Source organism: Kitasatospora sp. YST-16 (assembly GCF_026802215.1).
Lineage (GTDB): Bacteria > Actinomycetota > Actinomycetes > Streptomycetales > Streptomycetaceae > Kitasatospora > Kitasatospora cineracea.
Genome location: NZ_CP113837.1, coordinates 6,609,397 through 6,626,558 on the forward strand (window position 1 = coordinate 6,609,397; position 17,162 = coordinate 6,626,558).

The window sequence follows — 17,162 nt, forward strand, 5'->3', positions numbered from 1 at the left end:
TGTCGGCGGGCGCAAGGGGCAGTTGCGCAGCAGCGGGCTGCGGCCCGGGTGGACGACGGGGGCGTGCGCGACCGCGGCGACCAAGGCCGCGTACACGGCGCTGCTCGGCGGGGGCTTCCCCGACCCGGTGGTGATCACGCTGCCGAGGGGCGAGCAGCCCGGGTTCGCGCTGGCGGTCGAGGAGTTGGGCGAGGGCCGGGCCAGTGCCGGGGTGGTGAAGGACGCGGGCGACGACCCGGACGTGACGCACGGCGCGCTGGTGCGCTCCACCGTGCGGATCGGCCCGGCGGGCAGCGGCGTGGTGTTCCGGGCCGGGCCCGGGGTGGGGACGGTCACCAAGCCGGGCCTGCCGCTGGCGGTCGGCGAGCCGGCCGTCAACCCGGTGCCCCGGCAGCTGATCCGCGAGGTGGTCGCCGAGGTGGCGGCCCGGTTCGGGGGCACCGGCGACGTGGAGGTGGAACTCTCCGTCGACCACGGCGAGGAGCTCGCCCGGCACACCTGGAACCCGCGGCTGGGCATCCTCGGCGGCCTGTCCATCCTCGGCACCACCGGCGTGGTCGTCCCGTACTCGTGCTCGGCGTGGATCGAGTCGATCCGCCGCGGCATCGACGTGGCCCGGGCCGCCGGGCGCACCCACGTCGCGGGCGCGACCGGCTCGACCTCGGAGAAGGTGGTGGTCACCGAGTACGGCCTGCCCGAGGACGCGCTGCTCGACATGGGCGACTTCGCGGGCGCCGTCCTGAAGTACCTGCGCCGCCACCCGGTGCCGCGGCTGACGGTCTGCGGCGGCTTCGCCAAGCTCTCCAAGCTCGCCGCCGGGCACCTCGACCTGCACTCCGGCCGCTCCCAGGTCGACAAGGGCTACCTGGCCGCGCTGGCCGCGGAGGGCGGCGCGGACGCGGAGCTGGTGGCGCGGGTCGCCGCCGCCAACACCGCCCTGGAGGCGCTGCAGTCGTGCGCGGCGGCGGGCGTCCCGCTCGGCGACCTGGTGGCCGAACGGGCCCGCGCCACCGCGCTCGGCGTGCTGCTCGGCGCGCCCGTCGCGGTCGACGTGATCTGCATCGACCGCGCGGGCACGATCGTCGGCCGGGCCGCCCCCGCCGGCCCGGCGGGGACCGGGGTCAGGAGGTGACGACGGCCTGGGCGTCGATCTCCACCAGCATCGGCTCCTGCGGGAGTTCGACGAAGACGGTGGTGCGGCAGGGCTTCACGCCGCCCGGCGCGACGTTCTCCTCGATGAACTGGGCGTACACCTCGTTCATCAGCGGGAAGTCGGCCCGCTTGGTCAGGTAGACGCGGAACATCACCACGTCCTCGATGCTCGCGCCGCCCGCCTCGACGATCGCCTTCACGTTCTCCAGCGTGCGCCGGGTCTGCGCCTTCACGTCGCCGTGGTACAGGTACTCGCCGGTCGCCGGGTCCTGCGGGCCCTGGCCGGACACCTGCAGGATCGGGCCCTTGCGCACGCCCTGGGAGAACATCCAGGCCGGGGCGGGCGCGCCGTCGGTACGGACCTCGATCTTGTCGCTCATGTGCATTGCTCCATAGGGGTGTTGACGGTTCGTCAGTGAACGGTGCCGCGGACCGGCAGGCCCGCGTCGGCGGAGATCGCCCGGGTGCAGGCGAGCAGTTGGGGCAGCAGGTCGAGCACCTGCTCGTACGGGAGGACCACGTCCGGCACGGAGATCGACGCGGCGGCCACCACCCGGCCCGAGGCGTCCCGGATCGGCGCGGCCACGCAGTTGATGAACGCCTCGTGCTCGGCGTGGTCCTGCGCCCAGCCCTGCGCGCCGACCTGGTCCAGCTCGGCCAGCAGCGCGTGCGGACTGGTGATCGTGTTCGGGGTGTGCACGGTGAACTCGATGCCGTCCACCACCCGGCGCCGCTCGGTCGGCGACAGGTCGGCCAGCAGCACCTTCGCCACCGCCGTGTTGTGCAGCGCCGCGCGCAGCCCGATCCGCGAGTACATCCGCACCGGGTGCCGCGAGTCGTACTTGTCGATGTACACCACCTCGCCGCCCTCGTACGCGGCCAGGTGCACGGTCTGGCCGGTCGCCGCGTTCAGCTCGGCGAGGTGCGGTGCGGCGGTGCGGCGGATGCCGCGCTGCTCCAGGGCGAGGCTGGACAGCGCGAACAGGCCCGCGCCGAGGTGGTAGCGGTACTGGGCGTCGCGGTGGACGAAGCGCTCCTCCTCCAGGCTCTGCAGCAGCCGCAGCACGGTGGTCTTGTGCACGCCGATCAGGTCGGCCAACTGGTCGAGGGAGCGTTCGCCCTCGCCGAGTTCGGCGAGCAGGCGCAGGGCGCGGGTGACGGTCTGGCTCATGGGTGTCCCGAGGGTTCTTCGAGGGTGCCGGGAGTGGCGGGGTGCTTCGGGTCGAGTGCTTCAGGTCGAGTGCTTCGGGTCGGGTGCTTCAGGGCAGGTGGTTCGGACCGGGGCTTCGGGCGACGTGCTTCAACGGACGGGGACGGGATCGGGGACGGGGTCCGGGGCGGGCGGGACGGGCGCGGGCAGGACGGGGGAGTCGATGCCGGACGCGCGGACCCGGGTCGCCGCCCAGTCCCGCTCGTCGGCGGCCAGCAGCGCGGCCACCGTCCGGGCGTCCGGCAGGGTGCCGTGGTCGGTGGGCGCGGTCAGGGCGCCGGCCGCCGCCAGGTGGCCCAGCCGCAGCCGGGAGCGCTGGTCCAGGCCGCGCAGGGTGCCCGCCAGGTAGCCGGCCGCGAACGCGTCGCCCGCGCCGGTCGGCTCCACCACCTCGACGCGCAGCGCCGGTTCGGTGACCGAGCTGCCGTCCCGGTCCAGCGCGGTGACCAGGTGCCCGGAGTCCTTGACCACCAGCGTCGCGGGCGAGGGGAAGCGGCGGCGCAGCGCCTGCGGGTCGCCCGCGCCGAACGCGTCCTGCGCCTCGTCCGCGCCGAGCAGCAGTACGTCCGCGGCGTCCAGCAGTTCCGGCAGCACCGCCGGGTCGCGCCGGCGCCACAGCGCCGGGCGCCAGTTCAGGTCGAAGGAGACCAGCCGGCCCGGGCGGCGGCGGGCCAGCAGGGCGCGCACCAGGGCCAGGCAGTCGTCCGACAGCGCGGGCGTGATGCCCGTCAGGTGCAGCAGCGGCGCGGCGTCCAGCAGCGCGGCGGCCGCCGGGTCGTCCAGCAGTGCGGGGGAGAGGGCCGAGGCCGCCGAACCGGTGCGGTAGTAGTGCAGGCGGGAGCGGCCCGGGCCGAGGTCGTGCGGCAGGCCGGAGCCGCCGGTCTCCTTCAGGTACACGCCGGTGGGGCGGTGCGGGTCGACCGCGACGGCCGACACGTCCACGCCCGCCGCCGCGAGGTCGCCGGTCAGCCGGCGGCCGAAGCCGTCCGCGCCGACCCGGCTGATCCACGCCGTCGGCACGCCCAGCGCGGCCAGCGCCGCCGCCACGTTCGACTCGGCTCCCCCCACCGAGGGGCGGAACGCGCCGACGGCCTCGAACGGCCCCGGCCGGTCGGGCAGCAGCACCGCCATCGACTCGCCCAGGCACACCGCCCGGGCGGCAGCCGCCGCACCGCCTTGATCCGCCATCAAACCCGCTCCCTCACCCTCGGGCCCGTGCCCCGCTCCCACCGCCCGGCGCCCGCGCGGCCCGGCGCTCGGCGGTGAGCCCCGGTGCTGCGTGCCTGGTGGGAGGGGTGGACGGGCCGCGTCGCGGTCCGTTGACCGCCGTCCGGCGTGAATGCTAGAACCGTATCACCAACATACGCAATAGAGGTTGCGCATGTTGCAACTCCCCAGCTCGCAGGTGGGTCGGGGTTGCGAACGGAGGCACGGCGATGGGCGAAACGGTGGACCGGGCGGACGCGGAAGGGCGGCCGGAGCGGCCGTCGGAGCCGTCGTCGGGCTTGTCGTCGGAGCGGCCGTCGGAGCGGCCGGCAGAGTGGTCGTCGGGGCGGCGGTCGGAACAGCCGGGCACCGGGCAGCACAGCGCCCCCGGCGGCCCGCGGCACTTCGCCGGCGGCCCGCAGCACAGCGCCCCCGGCGGCCCGCGGCACTTCGCCGACCCCGCGTCCGGCCCCGGCCTCGACACCGCCGCCGTCGCCGCCCTCGCCGACGAGACGCTCGACTTCCGCTTCAAGGCCGTCCCCGCCGCCGCCCACGGACGCACCGTCCGCGACTGGCTCGCCACCCGCCCCACCCTCGACGGCCTCGGCACCCCCCTGCTCACCCTCGACGCCGCCGCCCTCGACCACAACCTGCACACCATGGCCGCCTGGTGCCGCGACGCCGGCGTGCTGCTCGCCCCGCACGGCAAGACCACCATGGCCCCCGCCCTCTGGCAGGCCCAACTCGCCGCCGGTGCCCACGCCATCACCCTCGCCAACCTCCCGCAGCTGCGCGTCGCCCGCGCCTTCGGCGTCCAGCGCCTGCTGCTCGCCAACACCCTGCTCGACCCCGCCGGACTCGCCTGGATCGCCGCCGAACTCGACCGCGACCCCGGCTTCGCCTTCACCTCCTGGGTCGACTCCGCCGACAGCGTCCGGCAGATGGACGCCGCCCTGCGCGCCGCCGGAGCCCGCCGCCCCGTCGAGGTCCTGGTCGAACTCGGCGGCCCCGGCGGCCGCACCGGCGCCCGCGGCGTCCCCGCCGCCCTCGAGGTCGCCGCCGCCGTCCTCGCCGCCCCCACCCTGCGCCTGGCCGGCGTCGGCGGCTACGAGGGCGCCCTCGCCCACGACGCCTCCGACCCCGCCCTCGCCGCCGTCCGCGGCTACCTCGCCGACCTCGCCGACCTGCACCGCCGCCTCGCCCCCGACTACCCCACCGCCACCCCCGTGGTCACCGCCGGCGGCAGCGCCTACTTCGACACCGTCGCCCAGGAGTTGACCCCGCTCACCCGGCAGGTCCCCGGCACCGTCGTCGTCGTCCGGGCCGGCGCCTACCTCGCCCACGACGACGGCTTCTACCGAGGCATCTCCCCGCTCTCCCGCACTTCCGACGCCACCCCGCTGCGCTCCGCCATGCACGGCTGGGCCCGGGTCGTCTCCCACCCCGAACCCGAACTCGCCCTGCTCGACGCCGGAAAGCGCGACCTCCCGTTCGACGAGGGCCTGCCCGAACCCCAACTCGTCCGCGGCACCGGCCCGTTGACCGGCGCCACCGTCACCGCCCTCAACGACCAGCACGCCTTCCTGCGCGGCGCCGGACCCGCCGCCCCCGTCGGCGCCGTACTGCGCCTGGGCCTCTCCCACCCCTGCACCGCCTTCGACAAGTGGAGCCTCATCCCCGTCCTCGACCACGCCGACACCGACCACCCCCGCGTCGTCGACCTGGTCCGGACGTACTTCTGATGGCCGACCTGCTGCTGCGCGCCGCCACCGTCGTCGACGGCACCGGCGCCGACCGCTACCGCGCCGACGTCACCGTCACCGACGGCCGGATCGACCAGATCGACCGGATCGACCGGATCGACCGGACCGGCCGGACCGGCCCTCGCCCGGCCGGACACCGCCTGACGGGCCGTCGGACGATCGACGCCGACGGACTCGTCCTCGCCCCCGGCTTCATCGACATGCACGCCCACTCCGACCTGCGGCTGCTCCTCGAACCCGACCACCCCTCCCGGATCACCCAGGGCGTCACCCTCGAAGTCCTCGGCCAGGACGGCCTCTCCTACGCCCCCGCCGACGACACCACCCTCGCCGCGCTGCGCCGCCAACTCGCCGGCTGGAACGGCGACCCCGCCGACGAGGACTTCGACTGGAACTGGCGCACCGTCGCCCAGTACCTCGACCGCCTCGACACCGGCTCCGGCTCGGGGGTCGCCGTCAACACCTGCTACCTCGTCCCGCACGGCACCGTCCGGATGCTCGCCATGGGCTGGGACAACCGTCCCCCCACCGGGCCCGAACTCGCCCGGATGCAGCAGCTGTTGGACCAGTCGCTGGCGGACGGCGCGGTCGGCATGTCCACCGGGCTCACCTACACCCCCGGCATGTACGCCGACACCGCCGAACTCGTCGCCCTGTGCACCACCGTCGCCGCCCGCGGCGGCTTCCACGCCCCCCACCAACGCTCCTACGGCGCGGGCGCGTTGGAGGGCTACGCGGAGATGGTGGAGATCTCCCGGCGCTCCGGCTGCCCGCTGCACCTCACCCACGCCACCATGAACTTCGGCGTCAACGAGGGCCGCGCCGGACAGTTCCTCGACCTGGTCGACGCCGCCCTCGCCGACGGCGTCGACCTCACCCTCGACAGCTACCCCTACCTGCCCGGCTCCACCACCCTGGCCGCCCTGCTGCCCAGTTGGTCCACCGAGGGCGGCCCCGAAGCCACCCTCGCCCGGCTCGCCGACCCCGCCGCCCGCGAGCGCATCCGCGCCGACGTCGAGGAACACGGCAGCGACGGCTGCCACGGCGTCGTCACCGACTGGGACACCATCCAGGTCTCCGGCGTCCGGCACAGTGAGCTGTCCGCCGTCGTCGGCAAGCGGATCTCCGAACTCGCCGCCGCCCAGGGCCGCACCGGCACCGAGGTCTTCCTCGGCCTGCTGCGCGCCGACCAGCTCGGCACCACCATCCTCCAGCACGTCGGCCACGAGGAGAACGTCCGCGCCATCATGCGCCACCCCGCGCACACCGTCGGCAGCGACGGACTGCTGGTCGGCGCCCGCCCGCACCCCCGCGCCTGGGGCACCTTCCCCCGCTACCTGGCCCGCTACAGCCGCGAGTTGGGCGTCCTCACGCTCGAACAGGCCGTCGCCCGGATGACCGGCCGCCCCGCCCGCCGCCTCGGCCTCGACCGGCGCGGCCTGGTCCGCCCCGGCCACCACGCCGACCTGGTCCTGTTCGACCCCGACACCGTCCGCGACACCGCCACCTTCGACCACCCCCGGCAGCCCGCCGAAGGCATCCGGCACGTCCTGGTCAACGGCGTCCCCGCGCTCACCGACGGCAAGCCCACCGGCGACCTGGCCGGCCGCGCCCTGCGGCGCGGCGCCGACCGGAAGGTCCGCGCGATCGGCTGACGGGCCGTCAATTTCCTTGCGGCTACCGCTGGTTCCGCATTGCCAATTCGAATGATTCACGTGTGAAGAGGAGTTGCCAGGATGGGAACCGAAACGGCCGAACTGCGGGCGGCGTTGGCGCGGCAGCCGGTGATCGCCGTGGTGCGCGCCCCCGTGATACCCGACGCGGTCGCGCTCTGCGAGGCGCTCGCCGAAGGCGGCATCGCCTGGACCGAACTCACCTTCACCACCCCCGACGTCACCCGCCACCTGGCCCGCGCCGCCGGGGCCGGCTGCCGGATCGGCGTCGGCACCGTCCTCACCGCCGACCAGGCCCGGGCCGGGATCGCCGCCGGCGCCGGCTTCCTGGTCACCCCCGGCCTGCGCCCCGCCGTCGCCGACGTCGCCCGCGAAGCCGGAGTCCCGGTCGTGATGGGCGCGCTCACCCCCAGCGAGGTCGCCGACGCCGTCGACCTCGGCGCCGCCGCCGTCAAGATCTTCCCCGCCAAGGCGTTCGGCCCCGGCTACTTCAAGGACCTGCGCGGCCCCTACCCCGACGTCCCGCTGGTCGCCTCCGGCGGCGTCAACGCCGGCAACGCCAGGGCCTTCCTCGACCACGGCGCCCTCGCCGTCTGCGCCGGCACCGACGTCGTCCCGCCCCGGGCCGTCGCGGACGGCGACTGGGCCGACATCACCCGCCGCGCCAAGGAGTTCACCGCCTCGCTCGGCTGAACGGGGGCCGGGGCAGGCGGCCCGGCGGCCGGGGCGTCCTGGCATACGATTCGACCCCGGTTCCCGAGCAGGAAGACACTCCCATGCGCTGGTCACAGTTGTACGTCCCCACGCTGCGCGAAGACCCGGCGGACGCCGACGCGGCGAGCCACCGGCTGCTGGTGCGGGCCGGGTTCGTGCGGCAGCTGATGGCCGGGCACTACTCGCTGCTGCCGATGGCGGTGCGGGTGCGCGGCAAGATCGTCGACGTGGTGCGCGAGGAGATGGCGCGGATCGGCTCGCAGGAGTGGATCCTGCCCGCCGTGCACCCCGCCGAGATCTGGCAGCGCACCGGCCGCTGGGAGGGCATGGGCGAGGAGATGTTCCGGCTCAAGGACCGCAAGGGCGCGGACCTGGCCCTCGGCATGACGCACGAGGAGATCTTCACCACCCTCGCCCAGGAACTCTCCTCGTACCGCCAGCTCCCGCAGATGTGGTACCAGTTCCAGACCAAGTTCCGCGACGAGCCGCGCCCCAAGAGCGGCCTGCTGCGGGTGCGCGAGTTCACCATGAAGGACTCCTACAGCTTCGACCTCGACCAGGCCGGCCTGGACCGCTCCTTCGACCTGCACCACGCCGCCTACACCCGGATCTTCGCCCGCGTCGGCATCCCCGCCATCCCCGTCCAGGCGTCCAGCGGCAGCATGGGCGGCTCGGCGTCGGTCGAGTTCATGTCGCCCACCCCGGCCGGCGAGGACCTGGTCGTGCACTGCCCCGCCTGCCGCTACGCGGCCAACGTCGAGAAGGCCGACTCCGCGCTGCCCGCCGCGGCGGACGGCGAAGCGCTCGCCGCCCCCGAGCGCTTCGACACCCCCGAGGCCCGCACCATCGAGGAACTGGCCCGGCTGCACGGCGTCCCCGCCGAACAGCAGATCAAGACCCTGGTGCTGGTCGCCGACGGCCGCCCGCTGCTCGCCCTGGTGCGCGGCGACCACAGCCTGGTCGAGCAGAAGCTCCTCGACGCCACCGGGGCCCGCACGGTCCGCCCCGCCGACGCCGACGAGATCAAGGGCCTGCTCGGCGCCCTGCCCGGCAGCCTCGGCGCGGTCGGCGTCGCCGGTGTCACCGGCGTCACCGGCAGCGCTGACGGCACCGGCGGCACCGGCGGCACCGGCGGCACCGACGGCACCGGCCTCACCGTGCTGGCCGACCACGCCCTGGCCGGCCGTACCGGCATGACCACCGGTGCCAACCAGGACGGCGTCCACCTGCGCGGCGTCGACGTCGCCCGGGACATCGCCGTCACCCGCTGGGCGGACCTGCGCGAAGTCCGGGCCGGCGAGCCCTGCGTGCAGTGCGGCGAAGCCCTGGAGGTGGTCCGGACGGTCGAGGTCGGCCACATCTTCAAGCTCGGCCGCAAGTACACCGAGGCGCTGGACGTCACCGTGCTCGGCCAGGACGGCGCGGCCGTCAAGCCGATCATGGGCAGCTACGGCATCGGCATCGAACGGGCCATCGCCGCCATCGTCGAGACCCACCACGACGAGAAGGGCATCGCCTGGCCCGTCGCCGTCGCCCCCTTCGAGGTCGCCGTCGTCCCGATCGGCAAGGCCGACGAGCAGACCGCCGCCGTGGTCGACGACCTGTACGGCCGGCTGCGTGCCGAGCGCATCGACGTGGTGCTGGACGACCGGGACGAGCGGCCCGGCGTCAAGTTCGCCGACATCGAACTGGTCGGCATCCCCTACCGGATCACCGTCGGCCCGCGCGGCCTGAAGGACGGCGTCGTCGAGGTCACCACCCGGGCCACCGGCGAGACCGTCCAGGTGCCGGTGGCGGAGGCCGCCGCCCACGTGACCGCCCTGGTCCGGGCAGCCGTCGCGCCCCTCGCGGGCTGACGGGGACCGAACCGGGGGATCAGTCGGGCAGGGCGGCCGGGCCCGGAGCCGCCGCGGGGGTCGGGGCTGCTGCGGGTGCGGGTGCGGGTGCGGGTGTGGGGGCGGGGGCGGGGGCCGAGGTCGGGTCCGGGGTCGGGGTCGGGGCCGGGCGGTGTTCGGCGGCCAGGGCGAGGACCCGGTCCACCGGCCAGTGGTCGGCCGCGTGGGTGCCGTAGTGGGCGGCGAGCAGCCGCCCGTCCGCGGCGATCAGGAAATCGGCCGGCAGGCCCAGCCGGCCGCCCGACGGACGGGCCGACGGCAGCCGCTCCCGGCCGCGCAGCACCTGCGGCACGCCGCTGAGCACCCCCAGCACGATCGACGGCCACACCCGGGGGTCGAGCAGCGCCCGCGCCCCGCGCTCGACCCCGTACGCGCGGTACAGCCGCCGCTCCGGGTCGGCCAGCAGCGGGAACGGCAACCCGTCGGCGTACGGGCGCAGTTCGTCGGCGGGGGAGTGGAACGCGACCACCTCCCGGACCCCCGCCGCGCGCAGTTCGGGGTGGCGGACGGCGAAGCCGCGCAGGTGCAGGTTGCAGATCGGGCAGCCCGCGAAGCGGCGGAACTGCAGGTGCGTCAGGCCGTCCGGGGGCACCGGCGGCAGCGGCGCGCCGGCGGCGTCGGTGGCGGGGAGGGCAGGTGCGGTGGTGCCGGTCCGGAGTCGGGACACGCGGGCTCCTCGGGGGCTCCTCGTAGGTGTAGACCGTACGCCAAAACTGTAGGCGTATGCCGTACGCTGTCAACCCGTGCCCCGCCCACGCTCCCTGACCACCCGCCAGATCGCCGCCGCCGCCCTCGCCGTGATCGACCGCGACGGCCTGCCCGCCCTCTCCATGCGCACCGTCGCCGCCGAACTCGACCGCCGCACCATGGCCCTCTACCGCTACGTCGAGGACCGCGAGGAACTCGAGTGCCTGGTCGTCGACCTCGCCCTCGGCCCCGTCCTCGACCGCGCCACCCGCGCACCCGCGGCGCCCTCCCCGCGGGCCCGACTGCTCACCCTGCTGGACCTCATGCGCGAAGCCGTCGGCGCCCACCCCGGCATCCTCCCGCTCGCCGTCCGGCACCACAGCAGCTGCCTGCCCGCGCTGCGCTGGCGCGAACAGCTCCTGGAAGCCCTGGCCGACGCCGGACTCGACGCACCACAGCGCGCCGCGGCCCTGCACGCCCTGGTCTCCTACGTGATCGGCGAACTCGAACTCGAGCACCAGGCCGCTGCCGCCACCGCGACCGCCACCGCGACCGCCACCGCGACCGGAACCGCCCCTGCCGGCCCGCTCGTCCCCGAGACCTTCCCGCTGCTCTCCGCCGCCCTGGCCGCCCGCGCCGCCACCGACCCCGCCCACGCCTTCACCGACGGCGCCCGCACCGTCCTGGACGGCCTCGGCCTGACCTGACCTGACCTGACCTGACCTGACCTGACCTGACCTGACCGGGCCCGGTCAGGCGCGGCCGTGGCGGGGCTCAGACGCCGGCCTCCCGCAGGGTGGTGACGGCCCGCGCGGTGGCGGCGCCGATGGCGCGGCTGATCGCGGCCTCGTCCGCGCCGGGCCGGGACCGGGTGAAGACGGCGGCGGCGTACCGGCGGCCGTCCGGGTAGGACACCACGCCGATCTCGTTGCGGACCACGCCCAGCAGGCTCCCGCTCTTGGCCGCGACCCGCACCGGCGGACGGAACCCGCCCGCGATCCGGTGCCGGGTCAACTGCCTGGCCATCACGTCCCGCACCCGCCCGCACGCGGCGGCCGGCCCCGCCCGGTCGGTCCAGATCAGCCGCAGCAGGTCGGCCATGTCGCGGGGAGTGGTGCGGGTCCCCCGAGCCGGATCCAGGGCCCGGGCGGACGGCAACTGCTCGTCGGCCCGGGCGAGTTCGTCCGCCGAGGCGCCCGCCGCCCACGCCACGGCGTCCTCCCAGCCGGCCCGGCCGAGGTCCTCGCCGATCGAGTCGAGCATGGTCCGCAGGTCGGACTCGACGACGGTCCCGGTCAGTCCGAGCCGCGCCGCCGTCGCGTTGAGCGCGTCGACGCCGACCCGGCGCAGCAGCGCGTCGGTGCTCGGATTGTCGCTGATGGTGAGCATCAGGACCGCCAGGTCCCGCCAGGAGAGCACCGCGTCGTCCTCGAAGAGCGAGAGCCCGACCGGCCCCGGCGTGCGGTCGGCGGCGCGCAGCGTCACCCGCTCGCGCGGATCCAACCGACCCTCGGCGAACGCGGTCTCCACCTCCAGGGCGACCTGGACCTTGAACACCGAGGCCGGGACCACCGGTGCGTCGGCCCGCAACCCCACCTCGGCGTCGCCCTCCAGCGGCCGGACGCACAACGCGCCTTCGCAGCCCGCCCGTTCGAAGATCTCCGGGATGTCGTCCGTCATGGCGCCCATCCTGCCAGCCCCCTCCGGCCGCAGCCGGTCCCGGGCCCGCGCCCGGTTCCCGGCGCGGCCCCCGGTAGCATGCCGTCGGGCGGCGGTGCGCACAGCGGCCGCACCCGCGCCGGAAGGTCTCCGGACGGACCGGCAGGTGGGCAGGCGGCGACGATGGCGAGGACGCGGTGAAACTGGCGGAGGCGCTCGCGCAGCGCACGGCCGCGATGCGGCAGGTCGAGCAGTTGCGGGCGCGCGTCGTCGGCAGCGCCCGCTACCAGGAGGGCGAGGAACCCGCCGAGAACGCGGCGGAGGTGCTGGCCCGGACCGGCGAGGTGCTGGACGAACTGGAGGAGCTGATCCGCCGGATCAACCGCACCAACTCCGCCACCCGCGTCGAAGGCGGCGGCACCCTCACCGACGCGCTCGCCCGCCGGGACGTCCTGCGGCTGCGCCACGCGGTGACCAGCGCCGCCGCCGACGCCGCCGCCGGACAGGACCAGCGCGGCTCGGTGCGGCAACTGCGCTCCGAGCTCCGGATGCTGCCCGCCCTGCCGGTCGCCGAACTCCGCTCCCGCGCCGATCTGTTGGCCAAGGAGATCCGCGAGGTGGACACCCTGATCCAGCGCACCAACTGGGAGATCGACCTGATCGAGGACGGGACGGCCGACGGCTGATCCCCCGCGAACCGGGTGTGGGAGCAGGTAGTCGCAGCGGAGGCGTGCACACACCGCGGCCGGCGGTTCATCCGGCCCTTGGTGCGTGAAGAGCAACGCAGGGGTTCGACTCCCCGTCAACAGTGCAGCTCAGCACCACGCACAAGTGACCGTGCACCATGCACAGTTCACCACCACGTGCAGATCCGGGCGACGAGGGCGGGAACGGGGAGCCCACACCCGGCGCGAGGGCCGTGCCCACCGGCACGGCCCTCGCGCCACACTCATGGGCCCCCGCGCCCGCGCGGCACCTGGGCGGGTGCCTCAGCCGAGGCCGCTCCAGCCCCGGTCGAGGAGGTCGAAGGCGCGGATCACGGCCCCGCGGACGTCCTCGTGAGCCCGGGCGGCCCGGGCGGCCCGGGGTGCCTCAAGGGCGAAGTGGGCCAGGGCGGTGCAGGCGGGATCGTCGGCGGGACGGCCGCTCTGCTCGGCGATCACCGCGGCGAGCGCGGCGGTGTGGCGCAGCCACATGGCCTGCTGGTAGTCGCGCAGGGCCGGGACGGAGTCCACCAGGGCGGTGAAGGCCGCGAAACGGGGATCGCCGTCGCCGGCGGCCCGGCGGTGGCGCAGGGCGTGGTCGCACAGGGCGGCCGGGATGGACCGGCCGGGGGGACGCTCGCGCACGGCGGCGAGCAGGTCGGCCTCCAGGTCGGCCTCCTCGTCGAAGACCAGCGCCTCCTTGACCGGGAAGTGCTTGAACAGCGTGGTGGTGGAGACGTCCGCGGCGTCCGCGATCTCGCGGATGCCGACGTCGTCGTAGCCGCGTTCCAGGAACAGGCGCAGCGCGGCGTCGGCGATGGCCTGGCGGGTGGCGGCCTTCTTGCGCTCACGCCGCCCCGGAGGCGCGGGGCTCGGCGGGGGTGGCGGTGGGGGTGCGGGGCTCGGAGGCGGAGGCGGCGGTGGGGTGTCGGGCATGAGGGCATCCTACCTGTCGGGTTCACTCGATTCAAAAGTTGAGTCGTTGCACTTTTGCACTCGTTGTGGTCCTCTGGGAACGCGGCACCGCCGCGCCCCCCATCCGGAAGGAGCCCCACCATGACCACCCCCTCCACTCCCCGCATCGCCGTGGTCGGCGCCGGGCCCGGCGGCCTGACCTGCGCCCGCATCCTGCAGCGCCACGGCATCGCCGTCACCGTGTACGACCACGACCGCGGCCCCGACGCCCGCGACCAGGGCGGCACGCTCGACCTGCACGAGGACAACGGCCAACTCGCCCTGCGCGAAGCCGGACTGCTCGACGACTTCTTCCGCCTCGCCCGCGCCGAAGGGCAGGAGATGCGCCAACTCGACGCCCTGACCGGGGAGATCGGCTTCCACCACGTCCCCGAGGCCGGCGAACGCTTCAAGCCCGAGATCGACCGGGGCCAGCTGCGCGACCTCCTGCTGCGCTCGCTCGCACCGGACACCGTCCGCTGGGGCCGCGCCCTGCGCTCCGTGGAGGGCCCCGCCGGCGGCCCCCGCCGCCTGCACTTCGCCGACGGCACCACCGCCGGAGCCGACCTGGTCATCGGGGCCGACGGCGCCTGGTCCAAGGTCCGCCGCGCGCTCTCCCCGGCCACCCCCCAGTACACCGGTGTCGGCTTCCTCGAAGCCTGGTTCCACGACGTCGACCGCCGCCACCCCGACCTCGCCGCCCTCGTCGGCCCCGGCAGCGCCTCCGCCGCCGACGGCGCGCGCGGACTGTTCGCCCAGCGCAACAGCGGCGACCACATCCGGGTCTACGTCATCCAGCGCGTCCCCGCCGACTGGATCGCCCGGGCCGGTCACACCGTCCAGGAGACCGACGCCCTGCGCGCCCTCCTCCTGGACCGCTACCGCCGGTGGGCGCCCGGCCTGCGCCGACTCCTCACCGACAACGACGGCCCCTACGTCGACCGCCCGATCCACGCCCTGCCCGTCCCGCACACCTGGACGCACGACCCCGCCGTCACCCTGCTCGGCGACGCCGCCCACCTCATGCCCCCGCTCGGCGTCGGCGTCAACCTCGCCATGCTCGACGCCTGCGAACTCGCCCTCGCGATCGCCGGACACGACACCCTCGCCGGGGCCGTCCGCGCCTACGAGGCGACCATGCTGCCCCGGTCCGCCGACATGCAGCGCCTCCTGGACGGCGCCGTCGACGGCCTGCTGTCCGACGAACCGCACCAGGGCGAGCCGCACCAGGGCGAGCCGCGCCACAGCGAACCCGAGCCGTCCGGCGTCCGGTGAGCTGGGGGTGGGGCGGGGCGTGGCAGGGCAGAGCGGGGAGGGTCAGCGGGCCCGGGTGGTCGAGTACAGGTGGCTGTCGCGGAACTCCGTCGCGGCCAGCGTCCGGCCGACGATGATCACGGCGGTGCGCAGCACGCCCGCGGCCTTCACCTGCACGGCGATGTCACCGAGCGTGCCGCGCAGCACCAGCTCGTCCGGGCGGCTGGCCATCGCGACCACCGCGGCCGGGCAGTCCGGCCCGTAGTGCGGCAGCAGCTCCTCGACCACGCTGTCGACGTAACGGGCCGCCAGGTGCAGCACCAGCAGCGCGCCGCTCTTCCCGAGGACGGACAGCTCCTCGCCGGGCGGCATCGGCGTCGCCTGCCGGGCCACCCGGGTCAGGATCACCGCCTGGCCGACCGTCGGCACCGTCAGCTCCCGCTTCAGCGCCGCCGCCGCCGCGGCGAACGCGGGCACCCCCGGCACCACCTCGTACGGGATGCCCGCCGCGTCCAGCCGGCGCATCTGCTCGGCCATCGCCGAGAACACCGACGGGTCGCCGGAGTGCAGCCGGGCCACGTCCAGGCCCTCGCCGTGCGCGCGGACGATCTCGGCCAGGATCTGGTCCAGGTCCAGGTTCGCGGTGTCGACCAGCCGGGCGTCCGGCGGGCAGTCCGCCAGCAGCTCCGGCGGGACCAGGCTGCCCGCGTACAGGCACACCCCGCAGCGGGCCAGGGTGCGCTGGCCGCGCACCGTGATCAGATCCGCGGCACCTGGACCGGCACCGATGAAATAGACCGTCACTTCGCTCCTCCGCCAACCTCGTCCGCACCGGTAGCCCCGGCACCGGAAACCTCGCCCTTGACGACGCTCCACTGCGTCACCGGCATCGCCTGCCGCCACCCGGTGAACCCGCCCACCGGCACCGCGTGCGCCACCGACAGCTTCACCAACTCGCCGCCGTGGCGCCGGTACCACTGCGTCAGCAGCGCCTCCGACTCCAGCGTCACCGTGTTCGCCACCAGCCGCCCGCCCGGACCGAGCGCCGACCAGCACGCCTCCAGCAGCCCCGGCACGGTCAGCCCGCCGCCGACGAACACCGCGTCCGGACGGCCGAGTTCGGCCGCCAGCCCGGCCAGCGCCCCCGGCGCCGCCCCCGTCACCACCCGCAGCCGGGGCACGCCCAGCGCGGCTGCGTTGCGGACGATCCGCTCCGCCCGCACCGGATCGCGCTCCACGCTCGCCGCCCGGCAACTGCGGTGCGCCCGCAGCCACTCGATGCCGATCGACCCCGAACCGCCGCCGACGTCCCACAGCAGCTCGCCCGGCGCCGGCGCGAGCGCCGCCAACGTCGCCGCCCGGACATGACGCTTCGTCAACTGCCCGTCCGACTCGAAGAGTTCGTCCCGCAGGCCGGGAACCAGCTGCTGCCGAGGGGCCTCCGCCGCGACGGCCGGATCGCGGACGCAGTCCACCGCCAGCACGTTCAGCGGATCGCCCGGCGGCAGCGACCAACCCGCCGCCACCCCCTCGCGCACCGCCTCCGCCGCACCGCCCAACTGCTCCAGCACCCGCACCCGGCTCGGCCCGAACCCGCGCTCCACCAGCACCCGCGCCACCCGCGCGGGCGTCGACACGTCCGCGCTCAGCACCAGCAGCCGGCGCCCCGGGTACAGCGCCGCGTACAACGACTCCACCGGCCGGCCGACCAGCGTCACCACCTCGGTCTCCTCCACCGGCCAGCCCAACCGGGCACACGCCAGCGACACCGACGACGGATGCGGCAGCACCCGCAACGACTCCGCCGGGACACCGCACTCCAGCAGCGTCCGCCCGATCCCGTGGAACATCGGATCACCACTGGCCAGCACCACCAGCCGCCGCCCCGCGAACCGCTCCAACAACCCCGGCACCGCCGGCCGCAACGGCGACGGCCACGGCACCCGCTCCGCCGTCACCCCCGCTGCCCCCGCTGCCCCTGCCGTTCCCGCGGTCCCCGCCGCTTCCGCGGACTCCGCCGATTGCTCCGGCAGCAGCGCCAACTGACGCGCCCCGCCGAGCACCACCTCCGCCGCGGCCAACGCCTCCCGCGCCACCGCCGAGAGCCCCGGCCAGCCGTCCGCCCCCACCCCGACAACGGTGATCGCAGACACGCACAACTCCTCACGACTCCGGGACAGGGCAGCCGCAGCCTACCCGCAGCCGCCCGCTGTACCCCCCACGAGCTGCGGAGATCCGCCGTGCGACATTGGCCACACCGGCGACGGCCCTCAACGGCGGCCCTCGACGGT

Annotated in this window: 16 protein-coding genes; 8 read left to right on the forward strand and 8 right to left on the reverse strand. The window is 75.3% G+C overall.

All coding sequences use genetic code 11. From position 1 onward, the window contains the following. Positions 1-22 precede the first annotated feature (22 nt). Entirely contained in the window at positions 23-1,132 is a 1,110-nt protein-coding gene (locus OU787_RS29780; protein ID WP_035957060.1) for a cobalt-precorrin-5B (C(1))-methyltransferase, read from the forward strand. Here OU787_RS29780 and OU787_RS29785 read toward each other — a convergent pair. From OU787_RS29785 to OU787_RS29795, 3 genes are all read right to left on the reverse strand, one after another. After that, positions 1,122-1,532 carry a RidA family protein gene (locus OU787_RS29785; RefSeq protein ID WP_030463315.1) on the reverse strand — a complete coding sequence of 137 codons (411 nt, stop codon included), beginning with the start codon at positions 1,530-1,532 and terminating at the stop codon, positions 1,122-1,124. The genes OU787_RS29780 and OU787_RS29785 overlap by 11 nt on opposite strands. A 32-nt stretch (positions 1,533-1,564) precedes the next feature. Beyond that, positions 1,565-2,323 (reverse strand): IclR family transcriptional regulator, encoded by a 759-nt coding sequence (locus OU787_RS29790; RefSeq protein WP_123561321.1) that lies wholly within the window; start codon positions 2,321-2,323, stop codon positions 1,565-1,567. A 129-nt stretch (positions 2,324-2,452) separates the two neighbouring features. Next, complete coding sequence (locus OU787_RS29795) at positions 2,453-3,550, reverse strand: sugar kinase (protein WP_268661233.1); 1,098 nt, start codon at positions 3,548-3,550, stop codon at positions 2,453-2,455. A gap of 248 nt (positions 3,551-3,798) precedes the next feature. Here OU787_RS29795 and OU787_RS29800 point away from each other — a divergent pair, with 248 nt between their 5' ends. The 4 genes from OU787_RS29800 (at position 3,799) to OU787_RS29815 (ending at position 9,574) form a co-directional block, all read left to right on the forward strand. Further along, on the forward strand, positions 3,799-5,310 hold the full coding sequence (locus OU787_RS29800) for an alanine racemase (protein WP_268661234.1): 1,512 nt from the start codon (positions 3,799-3,801) through the stop codon (positions 5,308-5,310). Beyond that, positions 5,310-6,986 (forward strand): N-acyl-D-amino-acid deacylase family protein, encoded by a 1,677-nt coding sequence (locus OU787_RS29805; protein ID WP_268661235.1) that lies wholly within the window; start codon positions 5,310-5,312, stop codon positions 6,984-6,986. The genes OU787_RS29800 and OU787_RS29805 overlap by 1 nt, the downstream gene beginning before the upstream one ends. 81 nt (positions 6,987-7,067) lie before the next feature. Continuing rightward, entirely contained in the window at positions 7,068-7,697 is a 630-nt protein-coding gene (locus tag OU787_RS29810) for a bifunctional 4-hydroxy-2-oxoglutarate aldolase/2-dehydro-3-deoxy-phosphogluconate aldolase (RefSeq protein ID WP_268661236.1), read from the forward strand. Positions 7,698-7,780: 83 nt separating this feature from the next. Next, on the forward strand, positions 7,781-9,574 hold the full coding sequence (locus tag OU787_RS29815; protein ID WP_268661237.1) for a proline--tRNA ligase: 1,794 nt from the start codon (positions 7,781-7,783) through the stop codon (positions 9,572-9,574). A gap of 19 nt (positions 9,575-9,593) precedes the next feature. On the opposite strand, the gene OU787_RS29820 is transcribed toward OU787_RS29815, so the two are convergent. Then, a complete protein-coding gene (locus OU787_RS29820; protein WP_327059432.1) occupies positions 9,594-10,280 on the reverse strand; it encodes a peroxiredoxin-like family protein in 687 nt (228 codons plus the stop codon). A gap of 76 nt (positions 10,281-10,356) precedes the next feature. Here OU787_RS29820 and OU787_RS29825 point away from each other — a divergent pair, with 76 nt between their 5' ends. After that, positions 10,357-11,007 carry a TetR/AcrR family transcriptional regulator gene (locus tag OU787_RS29825; protein ID WP_268661238.1) on the forward strand — a complete coding sequence of 217 codons (651 nt, stop codon included), beginning with the start codon at positions 10,357-10,359 and terminating at the stop codon, positions 11,005-11,007. Between the two features lie 67 nt (positions 11,008-11,074). Here the strand turns inward: OU787_RS29825 and OU787_RS29830 are convergent, their stop codons facing one another. Then, complete coding sequence (locus tag OU787_RS29830) at positions 11,075-11,980, reverse strand: serine hydrolase (protein ID WP_268661239.1); 906 nt, start codon at positions 11,978-11,980, stop codon at positions 11,075-11,077. 176 nt (positions 11,981-12,156) lie between these two features. Here OU787_RS29830 and OU787_RS29835 point away from each other — a divergent pair, with 176 nt between their 5' ends. Beyond that, entirely contained in the window at positions 12,157-12,645 is a 489-nt protein-coding gene (locus OU787_RS29835; protein ID WP_030463306.1) for a DIP1984 family protein, read from the forward strand. A gap of 303 nt (positions 12,646-12,948) precedes the next feature. On the opposite strand, the gene OU787_RS29840 is transcribed toward OU787_RS29835, so the two are convergent. Continuing rightward, positions 12,949-13,599 carry a TetR/AcrR family transcriptional regulator gene (locus tag OU787_RS29840; protein WP_268661240.1) on the reverse strand — a complete coding sequence of 217 codons (651 nt, stop codon included), beginning with the start codon at positions 13,597-13,599 and terminating at the stop codon, positions 12,949-12,951. 120 nt (positions 13,600-13,719) lie between these two features. Between OU787_RS29840 and OU787_RS29845 the strand changes: the two genes are divergently transcribed. After that, positions 13,720-14,892 (forward strand): FAD-dependent oxidoreductase, encoded by a 1,173-nt coding sequence (locus tag OU787_RS29845; protein ID WP_268661241.1) that lies wholly within the window; start codon positions 13,720-13,722, stop codon positions 14,890-14,892. 42 nt (positions 14,893-14,934) lie between these two features. Here the strand turns inward: OU787_RS29845 and cobM are convergent, their stop codons facing one another. Together cobM and cbiE are read right to left on the reverse strand one after the other, a co-directional pair. After that, entirely contained in the window at positions 14,935-15,675 is a 741-nt protein-coding gene (gene cobM, locus OU787_RS29850; protein WP_268661242.1) for a precorrin-4 C(11)-methyltransferase, read from the reverse strand. After that, complete coding sequence (gene cbiE / locus OU787_RS29855; RefSeq protein ID WP_268661243.1) at positions 15,672-17,024, reverse strand: precorrin-6y C5,15-methyltransferase (decarboxylating) subunit CbiE; 1,353 nt, start codon at positions 17,022-17,024, stop codon at positions 15,672-15,674. The genes cobM and cbiE overlap by 4 nt, the downstream gene beginning before the upstream one ends. Positions 17,025-17,162 lie beyond the last annotated feature (138 nt).

Bases quoted from the DNA above. Each gene is read 5' to 3' on its own strand.
- OU787_RS29785 (WP_030463315.1), bottom strand. From the start codon at position 1,532: ATGAGCGACAAGATCGAGGTCCGTACCGACGGCGCGCCCGCCCCGGCC.
- OU787_RS29790 (WP_123561321.1), bottom strand. From the start codon at position 2,323: ATGAGCCAGACCGTCACCCGCGCCCTGCGCCTGCTCGCCGAACTCGGC.
- OU787_RS29795 (WP_268661233.1), bottom strand. From the start codon at position 3,550: ATGGCGGATCAAGGCGGTGCGGCGGCTGCCGCCCGGGCGGTGTGCCTG.
- OU787_RS29800 (WP_268661234.1), top strand. From the start codon at position 3,799: ATGGGCGAAACGGTGGACCGGGCGGACGCGGAAGGGCGGCCGGAGCGG.
- OU787_RS29805 (WP_268661235.1), top strand. From the start codon at position 5,310: ATGGCCGACCTGCTGCTGCGCGCCGCCACCGTCGTCGACGGCACCGGC.
- OU787_RS29810 (WP_268661236.1), top strand. From the start codon at position 7,068: ATGGGAACCGAAACGGCCGAACTGCGGGCGGCGTTGGCGCGGCAGCCG.
- OU787_RS29815 (WP_268661237.1), top strand. From the start codon at position 7,781: ATGCGCTGGTCACAGTTGTACGTCCCCACGCTGCGCGAAGACCCGGCG.
- OU787_RS29830 (WP_268661239.1), bottom strand. From the start codon at position 11,980: ATGACGGACGACATCCCGGAGATCTTCGAACGGGCGGGCTGCGAAGGC.
- OU787_RS29840 (WP_268661240.1), bottom strand. From the start codon at position 13,599: ATGCCCGACACCCCACCGCCGCCTCCGCCTCCGAGCCCCGCACCCCCA.
- OU787_RS29845 (WP_268661241.1), top strand. From the start codon at position 13,720: ATGACCACCCCCTCCACTCCCCGCATCGCCGTGGTCGGCGCCGGGCCC.